This is a genomic window from Streptomyces sp. NPDC005752, from assembly GCF_040630715.1.
GTDB lineage: Bacteria > Actinomycetota > Actinomycetes > Streptomycetales > Streptomycetaceae > Streptomyces.
On record NZ_JBEXYB010000032.1, the window covers coordinates 1 to 20,894 of the forward strand.

The window sequence follows — 20,894 nt, forward strand, 5'->3', positions numbered from 1 at the left end:
TGCAGGGGGGACCCTGTGGGAGAGTAGGACGCCGCCGAACAATTATTCCGGGAAAGCCCCGTGCCCTTGTGGCACGGGGCTTTTCTGCGTTCACGAGCCGTGCGATAGGCGGCCTGGGCGGCCGGTATCGGGCGGGCTGACAGATCCGAGTTTGCCGCCGATATCATCATGACCATGATGGCATCCGAACCGACCATTCTCGCGACCTCTGGTGGACATCGCGTCGGAGGGCGCACCAGAGTGATGTTCGATTCCTTGGTGCATCATGCGGTTGATCTCTCGGGAGTGCACGGCAGGCGCCCACGAATCATGTACGTCGGCACCGCAATCGGAGATGCCGAGCACTTCACGACCCGCATGAGCGAGGCAGCGAGGGTGGCCGGATTCGACCTGACACCGCTGCACCTGTTTCCCATGCCCAACGTGGAGGACATCGAAGGTGCGGTGCTCGATCAAGACGTCGTCTGGGTCATGGGCGGCTCGGTAGCCAATTTGCTGGCCGTGTGGAGGGTCCACGGCCTGGACCTCGTCATGCGCCGAGCCTGGGAAGCCGGCGTCGTGCTCAGCGGTGTCAGTGCGGGGTCCATCTGCTGGTTCCAGGGGGGCGTGACCGATTCGTTCGGACCGGATCTGCGCCCTGTCACGAACGCTCTCTCGTTCCTGCCCCACGGCAATGGTGTGCACTATGACTCGGACGTGGGGCGACGTCCGCTGATCCATCAACTTGTCGCGGACGGGACCTTGCCAACCGCTCACTGCACAGATGACGGAGTAGGTCTGGTCTACCGGGGGACCGAACTGGTTGAAGCGGTGGCAGAGGTTCCGGGGAAGGGCGCCTACGTGGTCATGCGCGAGGGGAACAGCGCGGTGGAGGAGCGCATCGAGCCCCGCAAGCTACCCGCTGTGTCCCTTTGATGAGTATGAAGCCGGCGGCGGAGCCGTCGGCACTGGGCAGCGGTGGGGCTGGGCTTCCTGTCAGTAGACCCGCGGGCCGGCTTCGGTGACGCGCACCTTCTCGTTGAAGCCAATCGGCTTCTTGTCCTTCGGGACGATTTCGCAGGTGTACTCGGTGTCCGTGTTCAAGGGCACCAGCACGGCTTCGGGGATGTCGTTGCAGAGCGCGTAGTCGATGCTGTCGCGGTGGTTTCCGTACAGCAGTCGTGCGACCCCTTCGCGGGTGAGTACACCGTTGCGAGGGGACGCGGTGTACTCGACGACGTTGTCCGACCAGCCGGACTTTTCGCCGATGCTCACGTTCCATCCCACCTCCAGGCCTTCGTAGGTGACGGTGCAGCTCACTTGGGTGCCGCTCTTGGAGCCGACGTCCTCGGGGCACTCGGCAGTGGCCTCGCCCGGGGCGTCGGCCATGGCGAGCGTCTTGCGACGCAGCTCGTAGGAGAGGTTCTCGCCGAACGTGGCGTCGTCGGCCGGAGAGGGGTGCAGATCCTGCTTCGGCCTGTCGGCCGGTCGGGCCAGCTTCTGCGGCAGGATCTCGCCGATCGCCTGTTCTTCCGCAGCGACATCGGAGTCCCCGCTCGCGCACCCGGAAGCGGACAGACTCACCGTAGCGGCTATGGCCATGTAAAGGATCTTCATGCGCATGGCAGTCACCCTATCCAGTGCTTTGGGGTCGCACTGCCTCTACTGCGTAACCGGTATCGCCGACCCGCTGGTGAAATCGGCGATGTGGGCGGTCTCGCAAATCATGGCCTGCGCGTCCAGGAGCCGGACGGAAACAGGATCGGTCGGGGGGAACTCCATTCCGAGGCGAGCGTGGTGCCCCTGCCTTCTCCGTCCGGGAGGTTTACAGCCGCCCGGCCGCCTTCAGCGTGAGATAGGAGTCGGCCAGAGCGGGGGCGAGGTCATGGGGCGGTGCGTCCACCACCGTTACGCCGTGTCGGCGCAGTTGGTCCGCGGTCCGGCTGCGTTGGGCCTGTGCCTGAGTGCCGGCCGCTGCTTCGTAAGCCGCGTCCACCGTGCCCCGCGCGCGGGCCATCGCCTCCACATGAGGGTCTGCGACAGCCGCGACCACCACCGTGTGCCGCTGGGTGAGTTGCGGGAGGACCGGCAGAAGGCCCTCTTCGATGGGAGCGGCGTCCAGGCTCGTCAGCAGCACGATCAGGGAGCTGTGGGGAGCGTTCGCCAGTGCAGCCGTGCTGAGACCGCGTGCGTCGGTTTCCACGAGCTCGGGTTCCAGGGTGGCGAGAGTGCTGACGAATGTCGCCAGGACGTCCTTCCCCGCCGTCCTGCCCCGCACCTGGGCTCGGACGCGCCGGTCGTACGCGATGAGGTTCACGCGGTCGCCGGCGCGCGCGGCCAGGGCCGCGAGCAGGAGGGTCGCGTCCATGGCGGCGTCGAGTCGCGGCACGTCGCCCACACGGCCTGCCGATGTGCGGCCGGTGTCGAGCACGACGAGGATGTGGCGGTCGCGCTCGGGCCGCCAGGTGCGGACGGCGACCGCGGACTGGCGTGCGGTGGCTCGCCAGTCGATGGAGCGGGTGTCGTCTCCCGGGACGTAGGCGCGCAGGCTGTCGAACTCCGTGCCTTCTCCACGGGTGAGGACGCTTGTCCGACCGTCGAGCTCACGCAGTCTGGCGAGCCGCGAAGGCAGGTGTTTCCGGCTGGTGAAGGGAGGAAGGACCCGGACGGTCCAGGGCACACGGTGATGCCCTTGGCGGGCGATGAGCCCGAGGGGGCCGAAGGATCGGACGGTCACCCGGTCCGCTTGGCGATCTCCGCGACGAGACGGCCGCAGGAGTGTGGCCAGACGACGCCGTTCCCCGGCAGGTACGGCGAGCCGGTGCCGCGACGAAGCCTGTTCGGCCTCCTCGGTCCAACTGCTGGGGGGCCAGGCGTCGCGGAGGTGGGCGCGGAGCCGCCGCCGCGATGGATTGGTCACGGTGAGTTGCACCGTCGCGGTGTCACCGAGTCGAACGGATGTATCACCGGATCGGGTGAAGTGCAGCGTACGCACTGGCGCAGCCAGGGCGTAGTCGCACAGAATTGCCAGTGACAGCGGGACATTGACCGCAAGTATCCCGGTCCAACTGGGGGCAAGGATGCCTACGGGGAGTGATCCCAGAGCCGCCATCAGAGCGGCCCGTCCGGTGAGGGCCATGGTCACCGCCTCATCGGGGGACAGGGACGTGTGCGAGGACAGTGGTGATGACGGAGTCGGTGGTGACTCCTTCCATCTCCGCTTCCGGCCGTAGCTGTAGGCGATGACGGAGTGTGGGAAGCGCGAGGGCTTTCACATCGTCCGGGATGACGTAGTCCCGGCCTGTGAGCCAGGCCCATGCCCGTGCTGTGGAGAGCAGCGCTGTGGCTCCTCGGGGAGAGGCACCGAGGGTGAGTGAGGGGGATTGACGCGTGGCACGGCAGATATCTACGACGTAGGCGGCGATCTCGGGGGAGACAGTGGTGCGGGCGACGGCGGCACGTGCGGCGTCGAGGTCCGCGGGGCCGGCCACGGGCCGTATGCCTGCTGCTTTGAGGTCACGTGGGTCGAACCCCTCCGCGTGGCGAGTGAGGATGTCTATCTCGTCCTCGCGTGACGGAAGGGGGACCGTCAGCTTGAGGAGGAAACGGTCCAGCTGGGCTTCGGGCAGGGGGTATGTGCCCTCGTACTCGACGGGGTTCTGGGTGGCCGCGACCAGGAAGGGGTCGGGTAGAGGCCGGGGGGACCCGTCGATGGTGACCTGACGTTCCTCCATGGCTTCCAGCAGGGAGGACTGTGTCTTGGGAGGGGTGCGGTTGATCTCGTCGGCGAGCAGCAGGTTGGTGAACACCGGTCCGGGCTGGAAGGAGAACTCGGCGGTGCGGGCGTCGTAGACGAGTGAGCCCGTGACATCGCTCGGCATCAGATCGGGGGTGAACTGGACGCGCTTGGTGTCCAGTTCGAGAGAGGCCGCAAGCGCGCGGACCAGGAGGGTCTTTGCGACTCCCGGTACGCCTTCCAGAAGGACATGGCCCCGGCACAGGAGAGCGACGACCAGGCCGGTGACGGCAGGGTCTTGGCCGACCACGGCCTTGGCGATCTCGGCGCGCAGCGCTTCCAGGGAAGCGCGTGCGCTGTCGGAGTCCACGGCGGCCGCACAGGGTGCTGCGGGTGCCGCAAGCTCGGCGGTCTCCGGGGTCGGGGCGCTCATGAGGTGCGTACCTCTCTTTCGAGGGCGTCTAGTTGCTCGGTCAGAAGGACAAGTGCGGCGTCATCGGCGGGAGCCGGGCCGAAGAGGAGGGAGCTGAGATCGCTGCCCGTGTTGCTGAGACGGGCGGTGACGGCAGGCAGGAGCACGGCGGGGGAATCGGCGTCACGGGGGGACACCCCGAGGAGTGGTGAGATGCGGGTCCGCGTGGCGGCGCGCAGCGTGGCGGCGGCGCGGTCGCGGGCGTCGGCCTTGCGGTAGAGGCGGGCCCGGCCCTCGGTGGACTCGGAGGCCCGGATGGCCACCGGCAGCCGCTCGGTGACCAGCGGCCCGAAGCGGCGCGCACGCCAGATGGCGGTGAGGGCTGCGGCGAGGGCCAGCTGGAGGGTGCCCCAGAGCCATCCCGACGGGATGAGGCCGATGAGGCCGCTCTCCTCCTCGACGCCGCCGTCACCGCCGTCACCGCCGTCACCGGCTGCGGAGGGGTCGTCGAGCGAGGGGAGGTACCAGACGAGATGTGTGCGGGATCCGAGGAGCTGCAGGCCCAGCGAGGCGTTGCCCTGCTGGTCGAGACGGTCGTTGTGGAGGATGTCGGCGGAGCCGAGCAGCACGGTGTCGCCGTTGCCTCGTCCCGGCAGGACAAGGAGGGAGGCGAGCTCGTCGTCCGGGTAGCAACTGACGGCGTCGTGGGCGTCCGTCGCGTAGAGAGCGCCGCCCATGTCGGTGGTTCCCGCAGCGCGGGCTGCGGGAAGTTCGCAGCGTGGGGGACGCGCGATGACGGGGCCGCGCGCTTCCTGGCGCACTTCGGGGACGAGCCGGGCCACGGCGGAGCCGCCCGGGGCGATCAGCACGGTGCGGCCGGCAGAGCCCGCGATCGCCCCGTGGAGGCGCTGTTGCTGGTGCGTGGTGAGCATGTTGGGTCCGGCGACGAGCAAGGTGGTGTCAGGGCCGGTCGCACCTGCCGCTTCGGCGAGGGTGGTGACCACGTCGACGGCGACGCCACGGTCTTTGAGGAGCTCGGCGACGGCCCGGCTGCCGTTGGGGTCCCCGGAGCGTGGGTCGAGCCGGCCGTGCTGGCCACCGGAGCGGACGGCGGCGAGGGTGACTCCGGCTACGACGAGGATGAGGGCGGCCAGCAGGAGGCCCCGGGCGCGCTGCCAGACCTGTCGGGGAGTGCGGGATCCCGACGTGGTGGGGCCGGACGTGGTGGTCGTCATCCGGTGACCCCCTGGGATGCGCCGGTGCTCAGCACGGGCCTGGCGGCCTCGAGTTCCAGGTCGAGCGTGCGCAGGGTCAGGTACGCGGCCTCGTCCGCTGTGCGGCCACCGTATGTGACGTCGTCGAAGACCCGTGCCGCGGAGCGGAGCCGGCCGGCGTGCGCGGACATCAGCCGGCCTGCCTCGACCGCTGCCTCGTCCGCGGTGCGGCCGGGGCGCGGGTCGAGTACGGCCCGGTCCTCCAGCGAGCGGACGAGGGCGCGCATGCGTTCCTGGACGGCTTCGGTCCAGCGCCGGGCATCGGCGTGTGCCGCAGCCGCGGTGCGGTGGTCGGCCGCGCTGCGGGCCGTGCTGCAGAAGAGGGCTTCCGGGGTGTGGGCGGTGCGCCGCGGCGTTCCGAGCCTCCACCACAGCGCGGTGCCCAGTCCGGCGACGGCCAGGACCATAACGACGAGCCCGAGCGGGCCACCGGGGGCAGCCCCGGCGGCTCCGTCGAAAAGTTCACCGACCCAGTCCCAGAAGCGGTCGAGGCCGCGTTCCAGAAGGTTGGGATCGTGCTCGTGGTACATCGGGTCGGACAGTTCGTCCTGCGCCGCTTCACGGGCGGGGACGCGTGGTGTGTCCACGGGGACGTCCTCGCCCGCCCGGATGAGCCGTACTGCCTCGGTGGTGCCCCCCGCCCCCGTCACCGCATCAGTTCCTGGGAGTTTCGTATCCGGGTACGCCCGCGGCCCTGGCGAGGTCGAGGTCGAGCGCCTCGCGGCGGATGCGCTGGTCGACGTAGAGCAGGGCCATCACCCCCGCGGTGAAGGGGTAGGCGAGCGTCGAGACGATCACTTCGCCGATGCCCGTGACGATGAGGAACGGCCAGCCGAAGTTCGTCGTGGTGCCGTTGAGGAATCCGCTCAGTCCGTCGCTGTCCACGGACAAAGCGATGGCGCCGAAGGGAATCGCGATGATCAAGGTCAGGATGATGACCAGCAGGTAGGTGAGGGCCAGAATGCCGAAGGTCCGCCACCAGCTCCCCCTGACCAGCTTGGCGGACCGTCGCATGGCGGTGAGTACGGGCTGTCGTTCCAGCATCAGTGCCGGCGCTGCGAGCATGAAGCGGATCATCAGCCAGAGAGCGACGGCGCAGGACGCGAAGAAGCCGAGGAAGGTCAGTGCGAGTCCACCCGCGCCGTCGCCCAGGGCCAGGCCCGGAAGCAGGCCCACCGCCATGATCGCGGCGCTCATCAGACTCAGCAGCAGGGTCAGTCCCAGCAGCGGAAGAAGCCGGGGGCGGGCCTCGGACCATGCCTCGGAGAGCGTCACTCCACGGCCCAGTACGGAGCGGCTGACGACCACGGTGAGGAGCGAGGTGGTGATCAGCGTGGCGAACATCGCGATGAGGGTGCCCGGGGCGCTGTTCACCAGCTGCGACTGTGCCGAGTCGGAGGCCTGGCGGAGGGCTTCGGCTCCGGTCGCGTTCGGGTCCACCGGCTTCTGCTCGGGCAGGAGGTAGCGCTGCACGAGGATGAGCACGATTTCCGCGATCACGGAGACTGTGAGGCTGATGCCGAGGACCGTGCGCCAGTGGGTCCGCATGGTGGAGACCGCACCGTCGAGAATCTCGCCGACACCCAGGGGGCGGAGCGGGATGACGCCGGGCTTCGCAGCCATGGGAGGGCGGCCCCACCCAGGGCCTTGCGGCATGCCGCCCCAGCCGGGAGCGGGTGGTGGAGCACCGGGTCCGCTGCCGGGGGCACTCGGCGGGGACCACTGCCCCGGAGGCGGCTGTGCGGGAGACCACTGTCCGGCGGGCTCGCTTCCGTCGACGGGCGAGGAAGGCCGGGGAATGCCCGTCTCCTTGCCGTCGGAGGGGGCGGATCCGGGCGAAGCCCAGCCCGGAGAGTCGTTCATCGTCGCTCCTTCACAGTCCTGCCCGCTCATCGGGGCGGCAGGTTGCCAGCCATCGTGCCACGCGTCGGTCCGGGGCGGGCCGGGCGCTCCATCTCCTTCTTGCCGTCGTGTGCGGCCGGTTCAGCGGGCAGACTGGGCAGATGGCTGATCAGGACGCACAAACGCCGGTGGGTATCGAGCCTCCGGCCCTCTCCGTACTCCGCTGGTACGAGCCTCCGGAAGGCCCTGCGGTGGTGCTGCTCGACCAGACGCGGCTGCCTGCCGAGGAGGTCGCGCTGGTGTGCGCCGATGTGCCCGCGCTGGTGCTGGCGATCAGGATGCTGGCGGTGCGGGGGGCTCCTCTGCTGGGTATCGCCGGGGGTTACGGGGTGGCGCTGGCCGCTGCCCGGGGTGAGGACGTGGCGCAGGCCGCGGAGCTTCTGGAGCAGGCGCGGCCCACCGCGGTCAATCTCGGGTACGGGGCGCGTCGGGTGGCGCGGGAGCACCGGGCGGCTGTCGAGAGCGGGCTCGGCCCGGAGGCGGCGGCCGCGGCGGCTCTGGCCGAGGCGCGGGCTCTGCACCAGGAGGACGCGGCGGCCAGTGAGCGCATGGCGCAGTACGGTCTGGAGCTGTTGGCCGAGCTCCTGCCGGGACGGGGTGGCCACCGACTGCTGACTCACTGCAACACTGGGGCGCTCGTGTCCGGCGGTGAGGGCACGGCTTTCGCGGTGGCTCTGAGAGCGCACCGGGAAGGCAGCCTGCGGCAGCTGTGGGTGGACGAGACCAGGCCGCTGCTTCAGGGGGCCCGGCTGACGGCGTACGAGGCGGGGCGGCACGGGATGCCGTTCAGCCTGCTCACGGACAACGCGGCGGGTTCGCTGTTTGCGGCAGGGGAGGTGGATGCCGTAATCATCGGGGCGGACCGTATTGCAGCGGACGGCTCGGTGGCCAACAAGGTGGGGAGTTATCCGTTGGCGGTGCTCGCGAAGTACCACCATGTGCCGTTCCTCGTCGTGGCGCCGACGACCACGGTCGATCTGGAGTCGGTGGATGGCACATCGATCGTCGTGGAGCAGCGTTCCGCGACCGAAGTGACGGAGTTCACATCGACACCTGGTGTTCCGGCCGGAGACGGCGGGGGCCGGACGGTCGTCGCACCCCCGGGAACCCAGGCGTACAACCCCGCATTCGACATCACGCCGCCCGAACTGGTCACGGCGATCGTCACGGAGGAGGGCGTCATTTCCCCGGTCACGGGGGTCGGACTGGCAGAGCTGTGTGCCAGGTCATCGCAGGTAACGATTAGCTAATGGGATGATGTCGTTTATGAAGGGACGCGTCCTTGTCGTCGACGACGACACCGCACTGGCCGAGATGCTCGGCATCGTGCTGCGTGGAGAAGGTTTCGAGCCGTCGTTCGTAGCGGACGGCGACAAGGCACTGGCCGCATTTCGTGAGGCCAAGCCTGACCTGGTGCTGCTGGATCTCATGCTGCCCGGACGGGACGGCATCGAGGTCTGCAGGCTGATCAGGGCAGAGTCAGGTGTGCCGATCGTCATGCTCACTGCCAAGAGCGACACGGTGGATGTGGTGGTGGGCCTGGAATCCGGGGCCGATGACTACATCGTCAAGCCGTTCAAGCCGAAGGAGTTGGTTGCCCGGATCAGGGCGCGTTTGCGGAGGTCCGAAGAGCCTGCGCCGGAGCAGTTGGCGATCGGTGACCTGGTCATCGATGTGGCCGGTCACTCGGTGAAGCGGGAGGGGCAGTCCATCGCCCTCACCCCGCTGGAGTTCGACCTGCTGGTCGCTCTTGCCCGTAAGCCGTGGCAGGTCTTCACCCGTGAGGTGCTGCTCGAGCAGGTGTGGGGCTATCGCCACGCCGCCGACACCCGTCTGGTGAACGTGCATGTCCAGCGGCTCCGCTCGAAGGTGGAGAAGGACCCGGAGCGGCCGGAGATCGTCGTGACCGTCCGCGGTGTCGGTTACAAGGCCGGACCGAGCTGACATGACCCTGGGCAGCGCTGCTCCGCCACCCGGGACGCCCGGGGCCCGTACGGAGCGGGCTGCCGGTCCGGCACGGAGTGCTCCTCGCTTCGGCAGGTTCCCGCGGGGCGCCCGGTTGTTCCGTGACCGGTCGCCCGGCGGCCCCGTGCCGCGGCTGCTCATGCGGTGGATCCGCGGCCCGCTGCTGCCGGCCGTCCGGCTGTGGCGGCGCAATCTGCAGCTGCGCGTCGTGGCGGGCACGCTGCTGATGTCGATCGCCGTGGTGCTGCTTCTCGGCTTCGTCGTGATCGGGCAGGTCCGCAACGGCCTGCTCGACGCGAAGGGGAAGGCCGCGCAGACACAGGCTGCCGGTGGCTTCGCCGCCGCCCAGGCGAACGCGAACGCTCCGCTGGTTCCGGGTGACCAGACGGCGGAGGGCGCCGACGGTGTGACGGCCAGTACCTCCTGGCGTACCGAGCTCGTCGATCAGCTGGCCAGCGGTGGTACGAACGCTTTCAACGTGGTGGCGCTCAGCGACGACTCGTCGGGACAGAACACCACCAGCCGCGCCCCGCGCGGCTCGGGCAGCGTGGACGCGTCCAGCATCCCGCAGAGGCTGCGGGACGACGTGGGCGAGGGGTCAGGTGCCTTCCAGACCTATTCGCTGATCCGGTACTCGTACGGGAAGCAGTCGGAGCCCGGGCTCGTCGTCGGCAAGCGGCTCTACGACGTCGACCAGAACCCCTACGAGCTGTACTACCTCTTCCCGCTCACGCAGGAGGAGAAGTCGCTGACCCTGGTGACGACCACCCTGGCCACGGCCGGCCTGTTCGTGGTCGTGCTGCTCGGTGCGATCGCCTGGTTCGTGGTGCGCCAGGTCGTCACGCCCGTACGGATGGCGGCAGGCATCGCCGAGAGGCTTTCCGCAGGCCGGCTCCAGGAGCGGATGAAGGTCACCGGTGAGGACGACATCGCCCGCCTCGGTGAGGCCTTCAACAAGATGGCGCAGAACCTTCAGCTGAAGATCCAGCAGTTGGAGGAGCTCTCCCGCATGCAGCGGCGATTCGTCTCGGACGTGAGCCATGAGCTGCGCACTCCGCTGACGACCGTGCGGATGGCCGCCGATGTCATCCATGAGGCGCGGGTCGACTTCGACCCGGTCACGGCCCGGTCCGCGGAATTGCTGGGGGACCAGCTCGACCGCTTCGAGTCGCTCCTGTCCGATCTGCTGGAGATCAGCAGGTTCGACGCGGGGGCCGCGGCGCTGGAGGCCGAGCCGATAGATCTGCGTACGGTCGTCCGGCGGGTGATCGGCGGCGCCGAGCCGCTGGCGGAGCGCAAGGGCAGCCGGATCCTGGTTGCGGGTGATGAACAGCCCGTGGTCGCGGAGGCCGACGCGCGCCGAGTCGAGCGGGTACTGCGCAATCTCGTCGTCAACGCCGTCGAGCACGGCGAGGGCCGGGACGTCATCGTGCGTATGGGTGTCGCGCAGGGCGCCGTGGCGGTGGCGGTCAGGGACTACGGCGTGGGGCTCAAGCCGGGCGAGGCGACCCGTGTCTTCAACCGCTTCTGGCGGGCGGACCCGGCACGTGCCCGCACCACCGGTGGCACCGGCCTGGGTCTGTCGATCGCCGTCGAGGACGCCCGGCTGCACGGTGGATGGCTGCAGGCCTGGGGCGAGCCCGGTGGCGGCTCGCAGTTCAGGCTGACTCTGCCCCGTACGGCGGACGAGCCTCTGCGTGGGTCACCGATACCGCTGGAGCCGGAGGACTCCCGGCGCAACCGGGAGGACCGTGAGCGTGCGGAGGCGGCTCCGGCGGCGGACAGCCACCGGCTGATGTCCGTGCCGGCCCGGGCGGGGTCCGCGGTGGGTTCGCACCTCGCGGTGCCGTCGCACGGACCGGCGGCGTCGCGTACGCCGGCGTCGGTCGATCCTGCGGCCCTGCCGGGCAGCGGAGCACGTGTGGTGTCGCGTCCGGCCGCCGTCCGGCCGGACGGAAGCAGTCCCGACCCAGATACGCAGGATCCGGAGCAGGAGGACACGATTCGTGGGCACTGATCGCTGTCGGGGCGGCCGAGTCCGGGCGGTGCGGTTGTCCGTGCTGCTCGGCTCCGGCGTCGTGCTGCTCGCCGGGTGCGGAGCGATGCCGGTGACCGGTGACGTGAAGGCGGTCGACGCCTCGCAGGCCGGTGATGCCCAGGTCCAGGTGTACGCAGTGCCGCCGAGGGAGGGCGCCGCACCCATCGAGGTCGTCGACGGCTTCCTGGAGTCGATGACCAGTGACGACCCCGATTTCCGGACGACCCGCAAATACCTGACCGCGGAAACCGCGCGCACGTGGCAGCCGGGCGAGGGCACCACGGTGCTCGCGCAGGCGCCCAACCGCAACGGGCCGACGGTCCTGGACACGGAACGCAGGACGACCGAGACCACCTACACGCTGACCGGCGAGCAGGTGGCGGCTGTCGACGCGCAGAGTTCCTACCGGCCGCTGGCCCCGTCGGAGTACTCCCAGATGCTTCATCTGGTCCGTGAGAGAGCGGCGGACGGCAAGCAGGAGTGGCGCATCGACATCGTGCCGGACGGTTTGGTGCTCGGACAGTCGGACTTCAAGCGTCTCTACCGTTCCGTGAACAAGTACTACTTCGCCGCGGGGCGGTCGGACGACGAGTCCGCACTGGTCGCGGACCCCGTCTACGTACGAAACCGCACGGACCCCGTCACACGGATGGACACGGCGTCGCAGACGGTGCGGACGCTGCTGGAAGGGCCGTCGAACTGGCTGCGGCCGGTGGTCGATTCGCGCTTCCCCGCCGGTACGGCGCTGAAGGCGGGGGTCACGTCGCTGGCGCCGGACGACCAGAACGTCCTGAAGGTGCCGCTCAACAAGAAGGCCGAGAAGGCCGGGCAGGGTGCCTGCCGGATGATGGCGGCCCAGGTGCTCTTCACGCTGCGGGACCTGACGTCCGCCCGGGTGGGGCAGGTGGAGCTGCAGGGTGAGCAGGGCCCGCTGTGCTCCCTCGGGGCCGATGAGGCCGAGGAGTTCGCCTCCGACGACGGTTCGGGCGGTCCCGACAGCCAGTACTTCGTCGACGACGACGGGCACGTGCAGCGCATTCCCGGAAGCAGTAAGGGCAGCGGTGATCCGGAGCCCGTGACCGGTCCGCTGGGCAGCGGGCCGGTGGTCATGAGCGCCGTGGGCGTGGCCAGGGACGAACAGCAGGCTGCCACCGTCTCGGCAGATCAGCAGCGTCTCTACGTGTCCTCCCTCACCGAGGAGGGTGAGCTGTCCGCCCCCGTGGTGAGCAGCAACGCGAAGAAGGAAGCGGACCGGCTGTCGGCACCGAGCTGGGACGGCGGGGGCGATCTGTGGGTCGCCGACCGCGATCCGTCGGATCCCAGGCTGCTGCGGCTGGTGGACGGTGCCGGAGAACCGCAGGAGGTCTCGGTACCCGGCTTGGGCGGTGGGCGGATCGAGGCGTTGCGTATGTCGGCGGACGGGGTGCGGATCGCCCTGCGGGTGTCGCAGGACGGGCACACGACGCTGCACATCGGCCGGGTCGAGCGGCATGGCTCGGGAGAGGACGAGACGGTCTCGGTGGAGGACCTGCGCCGGGCCACACCCCAGCTGGCCGACGTGACGGCTGTTTCCTGGTCCGGCCGTAGCCGTCTCGTGGTGGTCGGCAAGGAGGAGGGCGGTGTGCAGCAGGTGCGGTATGTGCAGGCCGACGGGTCCACGGCGTCCTCCGGAGTCCTCCCGGGGGTGAACCAGGTGACGGCGGTCGCGGCAGCCGGCGACGAGCAGCTGCCGCTGATGGCTGACACCGAGAGCGACGGGATAGTGAAGCTGTCGCCCGGGGACAACTGGCAGACGGTTCTCAAGGAGGGCTCCTCGCTGGTCTACCCCGGCTGACGTCCTGTCCCGGCCGAGCGGGCGGAGTGCCCTCCAGGGCCGCGATCACCGCCGTTGCGGGCGTTGTGGGCGTTGCGGGGCCGCAGGTTTCGCGGGTTCGCAGGAGCAGGCGCTTTCCCGTTGTCCCCAGGGGTTTTCCACAGGGATGGCCGGACACCCGCCGTGCGGGCACAGTGGGGCTGTGCGGGGATGGTGGCGGGAGATCGTGGGGCTGGTGCTGCCGGTGGCCTGTGGGGGCTGCGGCAGGCCGCGGACGGAGTTGTGCACGGAGTGTGCCGCCGGTCTGGCGCCCGGGCCCCGGCGGGTACGACCCGCGCCCGAGCCCGACGGGCTGCCGGTGGTCCACGCGGCGGCCCCGTACGAGAACGCCGTGAGGGCGATGCTGCTCGCCCACAAGGAGCGCGGGGCCCTCGGCCTGGCCGGAGTGCTCGGCGGCGCGCTGGCGGCCGCTGTGCGGGCCGGAGCGGGGCACGGAGGCGACGCGGGCCCGTTGCTGCTGGTGCCCGTGCCGTCGGCGCGGCGGGCCACGGCGGGGCGCGGGCACGACCCGGTGCGCAGGATCGCCGCTGCGGCCGCCGCCGAGCTCCGGTGCGGAGGCACACGCGCCGGACTGCTCCCCTTACTGCGGCAGCGGCGTGCGGTGGCGGACCAGGCGGGGCTGGGAGCCCGGGACCGGCAGACGAATATGGCGGGCGCGCTCGTCGTCGCGGCCGGGGGCCGAAAGCTGCTCGACTGCGGCCGGGTCGTACTCGTGGACGACCTGCTCACGACGGGGGCCTCGCTGGCGGAGGCGGCACGCGCGGTGCGCGCCGCGAGCCGCACCGGCATGGGCGCGGCGGAAGGGCTCCGGGCCGCGGTTGTCGCAGCTTCTCCGTCTGCTTTCGAAATAAACCGGAACTAACAGATAACTTTCATCGTCGCAGGTGGTGAGTGGGCAAAGGGCCCCGCTCGGAGGTACGCGTGAGTAGCGGGTGCCGATACGGGGGTGGGCAGGCTATGTTCGGTTGTGAGGGGCGGTGAATTCCGCACCTCGATGAATGCGCCACCAGGTTTCGTGCAGGTAACTCACCGGTACGCCAGAAGCATAAAAGTCGGTGGGGTGAAAGCCTGCCGACGGGGGAGGAGGAGGTGACAGCCACCGAGTCAGCGGCTCCGGCGATCACCGGAGCCTGGTGCAAAAGGGAGATGCTCCGCCGCCGAAGCGGAGCGATCCGGGAACGGAGTTCTGCGTGGACATCGTCGTCAAGGGCCGCAAGACCGAGGTGCCCGAGCGGTTCCGCAAGCACGTGGCCGAGAAGCTGAAGCTGGACAAGATCCAGAAGTTCGACGGCAAGGTGATCAGCCTCGACGTCGAGGTGTCCAAGGAGCCGAATCCCCGTCAGGCCGACCGTGCGGCACGGGTGGAGATCACGCTCCGCTCGCGTGGGCCGGTCATCCGGGCGGAAGCGGCGGCAGGCGACCCGTACGCAGCGCTCGACCTGGCCACCGACAAGCTCGACACACAGCTGCGCAAGGAGCACGACAAGCGCTACAGCAGGCGTGGTAACGGCCGGCTGTCGGCAGCCGAGGTCGCGGAGGTCGTCCCGGGCGCCGCCTCGTTCAACGGGGACGGTGAGCTGATTCCCGAGGAGCCGGAGCATTCCGTGCCGACCACGAGGATGGGATCGCTCGAGGTACAGGGCGAGGGACCGCTCGTGGTGCGCGAGAAGATGCACGTCGCAGCACCGATGACGCTCGACCAGGCGCTCTACGAGATGGAGCTGGTCGGGCACGACTTCTACCTGTTCGTCGACTCCGAGACCAAGGAGCCCAGTGTCGTCTACCGGCGGCACGCCTACGACTACGGTGTCATCCACCTGAGGACCGACCCGCTGGCCTCGGACGGGGCGGGCGGCGCGGGCGGTGCGCTCGGCGGCTGACACCCTCCACTCACAGCCGATACGCGGTGCCCCTGGAGCGTCCGAGTGCTCCAGGGGCACCGCGTGCGAGCACGGGGCACCGTTTCGGCGGCCGGGCATGAAAGCATGGCGGCCCAGGCCAAGCAGTGCTCTGTGCACTGCCGTTGGCGCACAGCCTGTGACCTCAGGCAGTTGCCTTCAGGGGGAGGAACGATGGCGGACACCTTCGGGCCCGTGCGTGGCACGAGCGATGCCCACAGCGCTGCCGGTGCGGATTCCGTTGCGGATGACGGCGATTCCCGCAAGGAGCCCATCAGGGTGCTTGTGGTGGATGACCACGCGCTGTTCCGCAGGGGTCTGGAGATCGTCCTCGCCCAGGAGGAGGACATCCAGGTCGTCGGAGAGGCGGGGGACGGCGCGGAGGCGGTCGACAAGGCGGCGGACCTGCTGCCCGACATCGTGCTGATGGACGTCCGGATGCCCAAGCGTGGCGGCATCGAAGCCTGCACCTCCATCAAGGAGGTGGCCCCCAGCGCGAAGATCATCATGTTGACGATCAGCGACGAGGAGGCCGACCTCTACGAGGCGATCAAGGCAGGGGCCACCGGGTACCTGCTGAAGGAGATCTCGACCGACGAGGTGGCCACGGCCATTCGCGCGGTGGCGGACGGCCAGTCCCAGATCAGTCCGTCGATGGCCTCCAAACTGCTCACCGAGTTCAAGTCGATGATCCAGCGCACCGACGAACGCCGGCTCGTTCCCGCGCCGCGGCTCACCGAGCGGGAGCTGGAAGTGCTCAAGCTCGTGGCCACAGGCATGAACAACCGTGATATCGCCAAGGAATTGTTCATCTCCGAGAACACGGTGAAGAACCACGTCCGCAATATCCTGGAGAAGCTCCAGCTGCACTCCCGTATGGAAGCCGTGGTCTATGCCATGCGGGAGAAGATCCTCGAGATCAGGTAGCGGTGGAGCGGCGTCCGGCGTCCTACGGGAGGAGACGGGCGATCTCCGCCGTGAGCGGCCCGCGCAGCTCCGGTGCGTCGACGCGCTCCAGCCGTACGTCGGTGCAGCCGACCCATGACGCCGCCTCGACGAGGGCCTCGGCCATCGGCGTCACGGACTTCGCTCCGTCCAGCGACACCTGGCGGGCGACCAGCGTGGTCCCTTCCCTGGCCGGGTCCACGCGGCCCCGCAGCATGCCGCCCGCCAGCAGCGGCATCGCGAAGTAGCCGTGGATCCGCTTGGCCCGGGGGACGTACGCCTCCAGGCGATGGGTGAAGCCGAAGACACGCTCCGTGCGCGCCCGTTCCCAGATCAGCGAGTCGAACGGCGACAGCAGCGTCGTGCGGTGCCGTCCGCGCGGTTCCGAGGCCAGGGCCTCGGGGTGTGCCCAGGCAGGCTTCGCCCAGCCCCGCACCGACACCGGGACCAGGCCGGAGTCCGCCACGACGGCGTCGAACTGCTCGGCCTTGAGCCGGTGGTAGTCGGCGATGTCCGACCGGGTGCCGACTCCCAGCGACCGTCCCGCCAGGGCCACCAGGCGGCGCAGGCACTCCGTGTCGTCCAGGTCGTCGTGGAGCACGGCGTCCGGGATCGCGCGCTCCGCCAGGTCGTAGACGCGCTTCCAACCGCGCCGCTCGGTGCACACCACCTCGCCGTACATCAGGGCCCGTTCGACGGCGACCTTGGAGGCGGACCAGTCCCACCACTCGCCGCCGTTCTTCGCGCCGCCGAGCTCGGTCGCCGTCAGCGGGCCCTCGGTGCGCAGCTGCTTGATCACCGTCTCGTAGGCCCCGTCGGGCAGGTCGTGGTTCCAGTGCGGCCGGGACCGGTAGGCGCGGCGGCGGAACGCGAAGTGCGGCCACTCCTCGACCGGCAGGATGCACGCTGCGTGCGACCAGTACTCGAACGAGCGGCCCCCCGACCAGTAGGCGTCGTCGACCGTGCGGCGGCCGAGTGCGCCGAGACGGGCGTACGGCACGAGCTCGTGCGACCGGGCGAGGACCGAGATGGTGTCGAGCTGAACGGCCCCGAGATGGCGCAGCACCCCCGGGACCCCGCCCCGGCGGTCCGGGGCGCCGAGGAAGCCCTGGGCGCGCAGGGCTGTCCGGCGTGCCTGGTCGGCGGAGAGTTCCAGAACGGGCGGCGGCACAGACGTCATGGGGTGAACCCTAGAGCGCGCCACCGACATCGGGGGCCGGCAGATACGGAAGGGTGCCGGGCAGTCCCAGATCGGTGGGGAGCAGTGAGCCGGTCCAGGTGTCGCGCCGTGTTCCCTTGTTGACCAGGCCCGACCGCTGCTCGCCCTCCATACGGAATCCGGCACGCCGGGCGACCGCCCGGGAAGGGGCGTTGCCGATCTCCGCCCGCCACTCGAAGCGGTCCGCACACAGGACGGTGAACGCCCAGTGGGCCGCCGCCAACACCGCTTCCGTCGTGTAACCGGCGCCGCGGTGCTCCCCGGCCGTCCAGTAACCCACCTCGTAGGTGCCGGGCAGGGTGCTGCGGTTGACGCCGAGCGCGCCGACGAGCGGGCCGCCGTCCCGCAGCAGCAGGGCGAAGTTGTACATCGTGTCGTCCTGCCAGCCCGAGGGTGAGAGTTTCCGGGTGAAGAGCTCGGCGTCGGCACGGGTGTACGGCGAGGGGACAACTGTCCAGCGCTGGATGTCCGGGTCCTGGCAGGCGGTGTACACGGCGTCCTCGTCCTCGGGGGCGAAGGGGCGCATGAGCAGGCGTTCCGTGGTGAGGCTGATGGGGTCCATGCGGGGATTCTGGTGACCGTGAGCACGGGACGCGAGCGCTTTTCGCCGCTTTCCGGCACCTTCCGTCCGCCTCGTCCGTTGTCCTGGAAGGGGTGCGGTGGGGAGAACGCGGTGGCAGCCCTCCCGGCGCGGCGCGGTCCTCGCTTACGATGGCCGTTGCGGTGGGGTCCACCTGCCGTGCCCGCGCCAGAGTCCATCACACGACCCAGTGCCAGGCCCGACCGGCAAGGAGACCAGCCTCAGTGTCCGTCTTCAACAAGCTCATGCGTGCAGGCGAAGGCAAGATCCTGCGCAAACTGCACCGCATCGCGGACCAGGTCAGCTCCATCGAAGAGGACTTCGTCAACCTCTCCGACGCCGAGCTGCGGGCGCTCACCGACGAGTACAAGGAACGGTACGCGGACGGCGAGAGCCTGGACGACCTGCTTCCCGAAGCATTCGCGACCGTCCGTGAGGCCGCGAAGCGCGTCCTCGGACAGCGCCATTACGACGTCCAGATGATGGGCGGTGCCGCCCTGCACCTCGGTTACGTGGCCGAGATGAAGACCGGTGAGGGCAAGACCCTCGTCGGCACCCTGCCCGCGTATCTCAACGCGCTCTCCGGCAAGGGCGTGCACCTGATCACGGTGAACGACTACCTGGCCGAGCGTGACTCCGAGATGATGGGCCGGGTGCACAAGTTCCTCGGTCTCGAGGTCGGCTGCATCATCGCGAACATGACTCCGGCCCAGCGCCGTGAGCAGTACGCGTGCGACGTCACGTACGGCACGAACAACGAGTTCGGGTTCGACTACCTCCGCGACAACATGGCGTGGTCCAAGGACGAGCTCGTCCAGCGCGGCCACAACTTCGCCATCGTCGACGAGGTCGACTCGATCCTCGTCGACGAGGCCCGTACGCCGCTGATCATCTCGGGCCCGGCCGACCAGGCCACCAAGTGGTACGGCGACTTCGCCAAGCTGGTCACGCGCCTCACCAAGGGTGAGGCGGGCAACCAGCTGAAGGGCATCGAGGAGACCGGCGACTACGAGGTCGACGAGAAGAAGCGGACCGTGGCCATCCATGAGCCCGGTGTAGCCAAGGTCGAGGACTGGCTCGGGATCGACAACCTCTACGAGTCGGTGAACACTCCGCTCGTCGGTTACCTGAACAACGCGATCAAGGTCAAGGAACTCTTCAAGAAGGACAAGGACTACGTCGTCATCGACGGCGAAGTCATGATCGTCGACGAGCACACCGGCCGTATCCTCGCCGGCCGCCGTTACAACGAGGGCATGCACCAGGCCATCGAGGCGAAGGAAGGGGTGGACATCAAGGACGAGAACCAGACGCTCGCCACGATCACCCTGCAGAACTTCTTCCGCCTGTACGGCAAGCTCTCCGGCATGACCGGTACGGCCATGACCGAGGCCGCCGAGTTCCACCAGATCTACAAGCTCGGCGTCGTGCCGATCCCGACGAACCGGCCCATGGTCCGCGCCGACCAGTCCGACCTGATCTACCGCACCGAGGTCGCGAAGTTCGCCGCGGTCGTCGACGACATCGCCGAGAAGCACGAGAAGGGGCAGCCGATCCTGGTCGGCACCACCTCCGTCGAGAAGTCCGAGTACCTCTCGCAGCAGCTCTCCAAGCGCGGTGTCCAGCACGAGGTCCTCAACGCCAAGCAGCACGACCGTGAGGCGACGATCGTCGCCCAGGCCGGCCGCAGGGGCGCCGTCACGGTCGCCACGAACATGGCCGGACGAGGCACCGACATCAAGCTCGGCGGCAACCCGGACGACCTCGCCGAGGCGGAGCTGCGCCAGCGCGGTCTCGACCCCGTCGACCACGTCGAGGAGTGGGCGGCCGCACTGCCCGCCGCGCTGGAGAAGGCCGAGCAGGCCGTGAAGGCGGAGTTCGAAGAGGTCAAGGATCTCGGCGGGCTGTACGTGCTCGGCACGGAGCGGCACGAGTCGCGGCGCATCGACAACCAGCTGCGTGGTCGTTCCGGCCGTCAGGGCGACCCGGGCGAGTCCCGGTTCTACCTGTCGCTGGGCGACGACCTGATGCGGCTGTTCAAGGCGCAGATGGTCGAGCGCGTCATGTCGATGGCGAACGTCCCGGACGACGTCCCCATCGAGAACAAGATGGTGACCCGGGCGATCGCCTCCGCACAGTCGCAGGTCGAGCAGCAGAACTTCGAGACGCGTAAGAACGTCCTGAAGTACGACGAGGTGCTCAACCGGCAGCGTGAGGTCATCTACGGCGAGCGCCGCCGGGTCCTGGAAGGCGAGGATCTGCAGGACCAGATCCGCCACTTCATGGACGACACGATCGACGACTACATCCGCCAGGAGACGGCCGAGGGCTTCGCCGAGGAGTGGGACCTCGACCGCCTGTGGGGAGCTTTCAAGCAGCTCTACCCGGTGAAGGTCACGGTCGAGGAGCTGGAGGAGGCCGCGGGCGACCTGGCCGGCGTGACCGCCGACTTCATCGCCGAGTCGGTCAAGGACGACATCCACGACCAGTACGCGGAGCGCGAGAAGACGCTCGGCTCGGACATCATGCGTGAGCTGGAGCGGCGCGTGGTCCTGTCCGTCCTGGACCGCAAGTGGCGCGAGCACCTCTACGAGATGGACTACCTCCAGGAGGGCATCGGCCTCCGGGCCATGGCGCAGAAGGACCCTCTGATCGAGTACCAGCGCGAGGGCTTCGACATGTTCAACGCCATGATGGAGGGCATCAAGGAGGAGTCCGTCGGCTACCTGTTCAACCTGGAGGTCCAGGTCGAGCAGCAGGTCGAGGAGGTCCCGGTGCAGGACGGTGCGGAGCGCCCCTCGCTGGAGAAGCAGGGCGCACCGGTCGCGGCCGCCTCCGGGCGCCCGGAGATCCGCGCCAAGGGCCTGGACGCACCGCAGCGTCCGGACCGGCTGCACTTCTCCGCTCCCACGGTGGACGGCGAGGGCGGCGTGGTCGAGGGCGACTTCGCCAACGGTGACGGTGCGCGGTCCGAGGGTGACGGGCTCACGCGTGCGGAGCGCCGGAAGGCGCAGAAGAGCACGGGCGGGCGGCGCCGCAAGAAGTAGCGCGCAGCACGTCTGAGCGGGGCCTG

The 20,894-nt window shown here is 69.3% G+C and carries 17 protein-coding genes; 9 read left to right on the forward strand and 8 right to left on the reverse strand.

Annotated features, from left to right (window positions below; translation table 11 throughout):
• Positions 1 to 174 precede the first annotated feature (174 nt).
• Complete coding sequence (locus ABZ441_RS24940; protein ID WP_358978045.1) at positions 175 to 915, forward strand: peptidase E; 741 nt, start codon at positions 175 to 177, stop codon at positions 913 to 915.
• A gap of 60 nt (positions 916 to 975) precedes the next feature.
• On the opposite strand, the gene ABZ441_RS24945 is transcribed toward ABZ441_RS24940, so the two are convergent.
• The 6 genes from ABZ441_RS24945 to ABZ441_RS24970 form a co-directional block, all read right to left on the reverse strand.
• Positions 976 to 1,602, reverse strand: a complete 627-nt coding sequence (locus ABZ441_RS24945; protein WP_358978047.1) for a hypothetical protein — start codon at positions 1,600 to 1,602, stop codon at positions 976 to 978.
• A gap of 202 nt (positions 1,603 to 1,804) precedes the next feature.
• Positions 1,805 to 3,118: a DUF58 domain-containing protein gene (locus ABZ441_RS24950; RefSeq protein ID WP_358978049.1), complete on the reverse strand. Its 1,314-nt coding sequence runs from the start codon at positions 3,116 to 3,118 to the stop codon at positions 1,805 to 1,807.
• A gap of 10 nt (positions 3,119 to 3,128) precedes the next feature.
• Entirely contained in the window at positions 3,129 to 4,148 is a 1,020-nt protein-coding gene (locus tag ABZ441_RS24955) for a MoxR family ATPase (protein ID WP_358978051.1), read from the reverse strand.
• The gene (locus tag ABZ441_RS24960) at positions 4,145 to 5,362 is read right to left on the reverse strand and encodes a DUF4350 domain-containing protein (protein WP_358978053.1); all 1,218 of its coding nucleotides are present in this window, start codon (positions 5,360 to 5,362) and stop codon (positions 4,145 to 4,147) included. Before ABZ441_RS24960 ends, ABZ441_RS24955 begins: the two co-directional genes overlap by 4 nt.
• The gene (locus tag ABZ441_RS24965; RefSeq protein WP_358978055.1) at positions 5,359 to 6,051 is read right to left on the reverse strand and encodes a DUF4129 domain-containing protein; all 693 of its coding nucleotides are present in this window, start codon (positions 6,049 to 6,051) and stop codon (positions 5,359 to 5,361) included. The genes ABZ441_RS24960 and ABZ441_RS24965 overlap by 4 nt, the downstream gene beginning before the upstream one ends.
• A 4-nt stretch (positions 6,052 to 6,055) precedes the next feature.
• Positions 6,056 to 7,264 (reverse strand): glycerophosphoryl diester phosphodiesterase membrane domain-containing protein, encoded by a 1,209-nt coding sequence (locus ABZ441_RS24970; protein ID WP_358978057.1) that lies wholly within the window; start codon positions 7,262 to 7,264, stop codon positions 6,056 to 6,058.
• A gap of 140 nt (positions 7,265 to 7,404) precedes the next feature.
• Here ABZ441_RS24970 and mtnA point away from each other — a divergent pair, with 140 nt between their 5' ends.
• The 7 genes from mtnA to ABZ441_RS25005 all read left to right on the forward strand — a co-directional run bounded on the left by mtnA (position 7,405) and on the right by ABZ441_RS25005 (position 16,004).
• Positions 7,405 to 8,553, forward strand: coding sequence for an S-methyl-5-thioribose-1-phosphate isomerase (gene mtnA / locus ABZ441_RS24975; protein WP_358978059.1), 1,149 nt, complete (start codon positions 7,405 to 7,407; stop codon positions 8,551 to 8,553).
• Positions 8,554 to 8,557: 4 nt separating this feature from the next.
• Positions 8,558 to 9,247 carry a two-component system response regulator MtrA gene (mtrA, locus tag ABZ441_RS24980; protein WP_187281934.1) on the forward strand — a complete coding sequence of 230 codons (690 nt, stop codon included), beginning with the start codon at positions 8,558 to 8,560 and terminating at the stop codon, positions 9,245 to 9,247.
• 1 nt (position 9,248) lies between these two features.
• Positions 9,249 to 11,285: an MtrAB system histidine kinase MtrB gene (gene mtrB, locus ABZ441_RS24985; protein ID WP_358978061.1), complete on the forward strand. Its 2,037-nt coding sequence runs from the start codon at positions 9,249 to 9,251 to the stop codon at positions 11,283 to 11,285.
• A gap of 28 nt (positions 11,286 to 11,313) precedes the next feature.
• Positions 11,314 to 13,140 carry an LpqB family beta-propeller domain-containing protein gene (locus ABZ441_RS24990; protein ID WP_358978063.1) on the forward strand — a complete coding sequence of 609 codons (1,827 nt, stop codon included), beginning with the start codon at positions 11,314 to 11,316 and terminating at the stop codon, positions 13,138 to 13,140.
• Positions 13,141 to 13,321: 181 nt separating this feature from the next.
• Complete coding sequence (locus ABZ441_RS24995; protein ID WP_358978065.1) at positions 13,322 to 14,041, forward strand: ComF family protein; 720 nt, start codon at positions 13,322 to 13,324, stop codon at positions 14,039 to 14,041.
• A gap of 328 nt (positions 14,042 to 14,369) precedes the next feature.
• On the forward strand, positions 14,370 to 15,059 hold the full coding sequence (gene raiA / locus ABZ441_RS25000; protein ID WP_205023754.1) for a ribosome-associated translation inhibitor RaiA: 690 nt from the start codon (positions 14,370 to 14,372) through the stop codon (positions 15,057 to 15,059).
• 192 nt (positions 15,060 to 15,251) lie between these two features.
• Positions 15,252 to 16,004 (forward strand): response regulator transcription factor, encoded by a 753-nt coding sequence (locus tag ABZ441_RS25005; RefSeq protein ID WP_358978067.1) that lies wholly within the window; start codon positions 15,252 to 15,254, stop codon positions 16,002 to 16,004.
• 22 nt (positions 16,005 to 16,026) lie between these two features.
• Here the strand turns inward: ABZ441_RS25005 and ABZ441_RS25010 are convergent, their stop codons facing one another.
• Both ABZ441_RS25010 and ABZ441_RS25015 read right to left on the reverse strand, forming a co-directional pair.
• On the reverse strand, positions 16,027 to 17,202 hold the full coding sequence (locus ABZ441_RS25010; protein ID WP_358978069.1) for a crosslink repair DNA glycosylase YcaQ family protein: 1,176 nt from the start codon (positions 17,200 to 17,202) through the stop codon (positions 16,027 to 16,029).
• Between the two features lie 10 nt (positions 17,203 to 17,212).
• Positions 17,213 to 17,803: a GNAT family N-acetyltransferase gene (locus tag ABZ441_RS25015; RefSeq protein WP_358978071.1), complete on the reverse strand. Its 591-nt coding sequence runs from the start codon at positions 17,801 to 17,803 to the stop codon at positions 17,213 to 17,215.
• 242 nt (positions 17,804 to 18,045) lie between these two features.
• Here ABZ441_RS25015 and secA point away from each other — a divergent pair, with 242 nt between their 5' ends.
• Positions 18,046 to 20,868 carry a preprotein translocase subunit SecA gene (gene secA / locus ABZ441_RS25020; protein ID WP_358978073.1) on the forward strand — a complete coding sequence of 941 codons (2,823 nt, stop codon included), beginning with the start codon at positions 18,046 to 18,048 and terminating at the stop codon, positions 20,866 to 20,868.
• The last annotated feature ends 26 nt before the right edge of the window (positions 20,869 to 20,894 follow it).

Excerpts from the sequence above, each read along its gene's own strand:
- ABZ441_RS24950 (WP_358978049.1), bottom strand. The coding sequence starts at position 3,118 with ATGGCCCTCACCGGACGGGCCGCTCTGATGGCGGCTCTGGGATCACTC.
- ABZ441_RS25010 (WP_358978069.1), bottom strand. The coding sequence starts at position 17,202 with ATGACGTCTGTGCCGCCGCCCGTTCTGGAACTCTCCGCCGACCAGGCA.
- ABZ441_RS24960 (WP_358978053.1), bottom strand. The coding sequence starts at position 5,362 with ATGACGACCACCACGTCCGGCCCCACCACGTCGGGATCCCGCACTCCC.
- ABZ441_RS24940 (WP_358978045.1), top strand. The coding sequence starts at position 175 with ATGATGGCATCCGAACCGACCATTCTCGCGACCTCTGGTGGACATCGC.
- ABZ441_RS25015 (WP_358978071.1), bottom strand. The coding sequence starts at position 17,803 with ATGGACCCCATCAGCCTCACCACGGAACGCCTGCTCATGCGCCCCTTC.
- ABZ441_RS25005 (WP_358978067.1), top strand. The coding sequence starts at position 15,252 with ATGGCGGACACCTTCGGGCCCGTGCGTGGCACGAGCGATGCCCACAGC.
- ABZ441_RS24970 (WP_358978057.1), bottom strand. The coding sequence starts at position 7,264 with ATGAACGACTCTCCGGGCTGGGCTTCGCCCGGATCCGCCCCCTCCGAC.
- ABZ441_RS24955 (WP_358978051.1), bottom strand. The coding sequence starts at position 4,148 with ATGAGCGCCCCGACCCCGGAGACCGCCGAGCTTGCGGCACCCGCAGCA.
- mtrA (WP_187281934.1), top strand. The coding sequence starts at position 8,558 with ATGATGTCGTTTATGAAGGGACGCGTCCTTGTCGTCGACGACGACACC.
- mtrB (WP_358978061.1), top strand. The coding sequence starts at position 9,249 with ATGACCCTGGGCAGCGCTGCTCCGCCACCCGGGACGCCCGGGGCCCGT.
- ABZ441_RS24945 (WP_358978047.1), bottom strand. The coding sequence starts at position 1,602 with ATGCGCATGAAGATCCTTTACATGGCCATAGCCGCTACGGTGAGTCTG.
- mtnA (WP_358978059.1), top strand. The coding sequence starts at position 7,405 with ATGGCTGATCAGGACGCACAAACGCCGGTGGGTATCGAGCCTCCGGCC.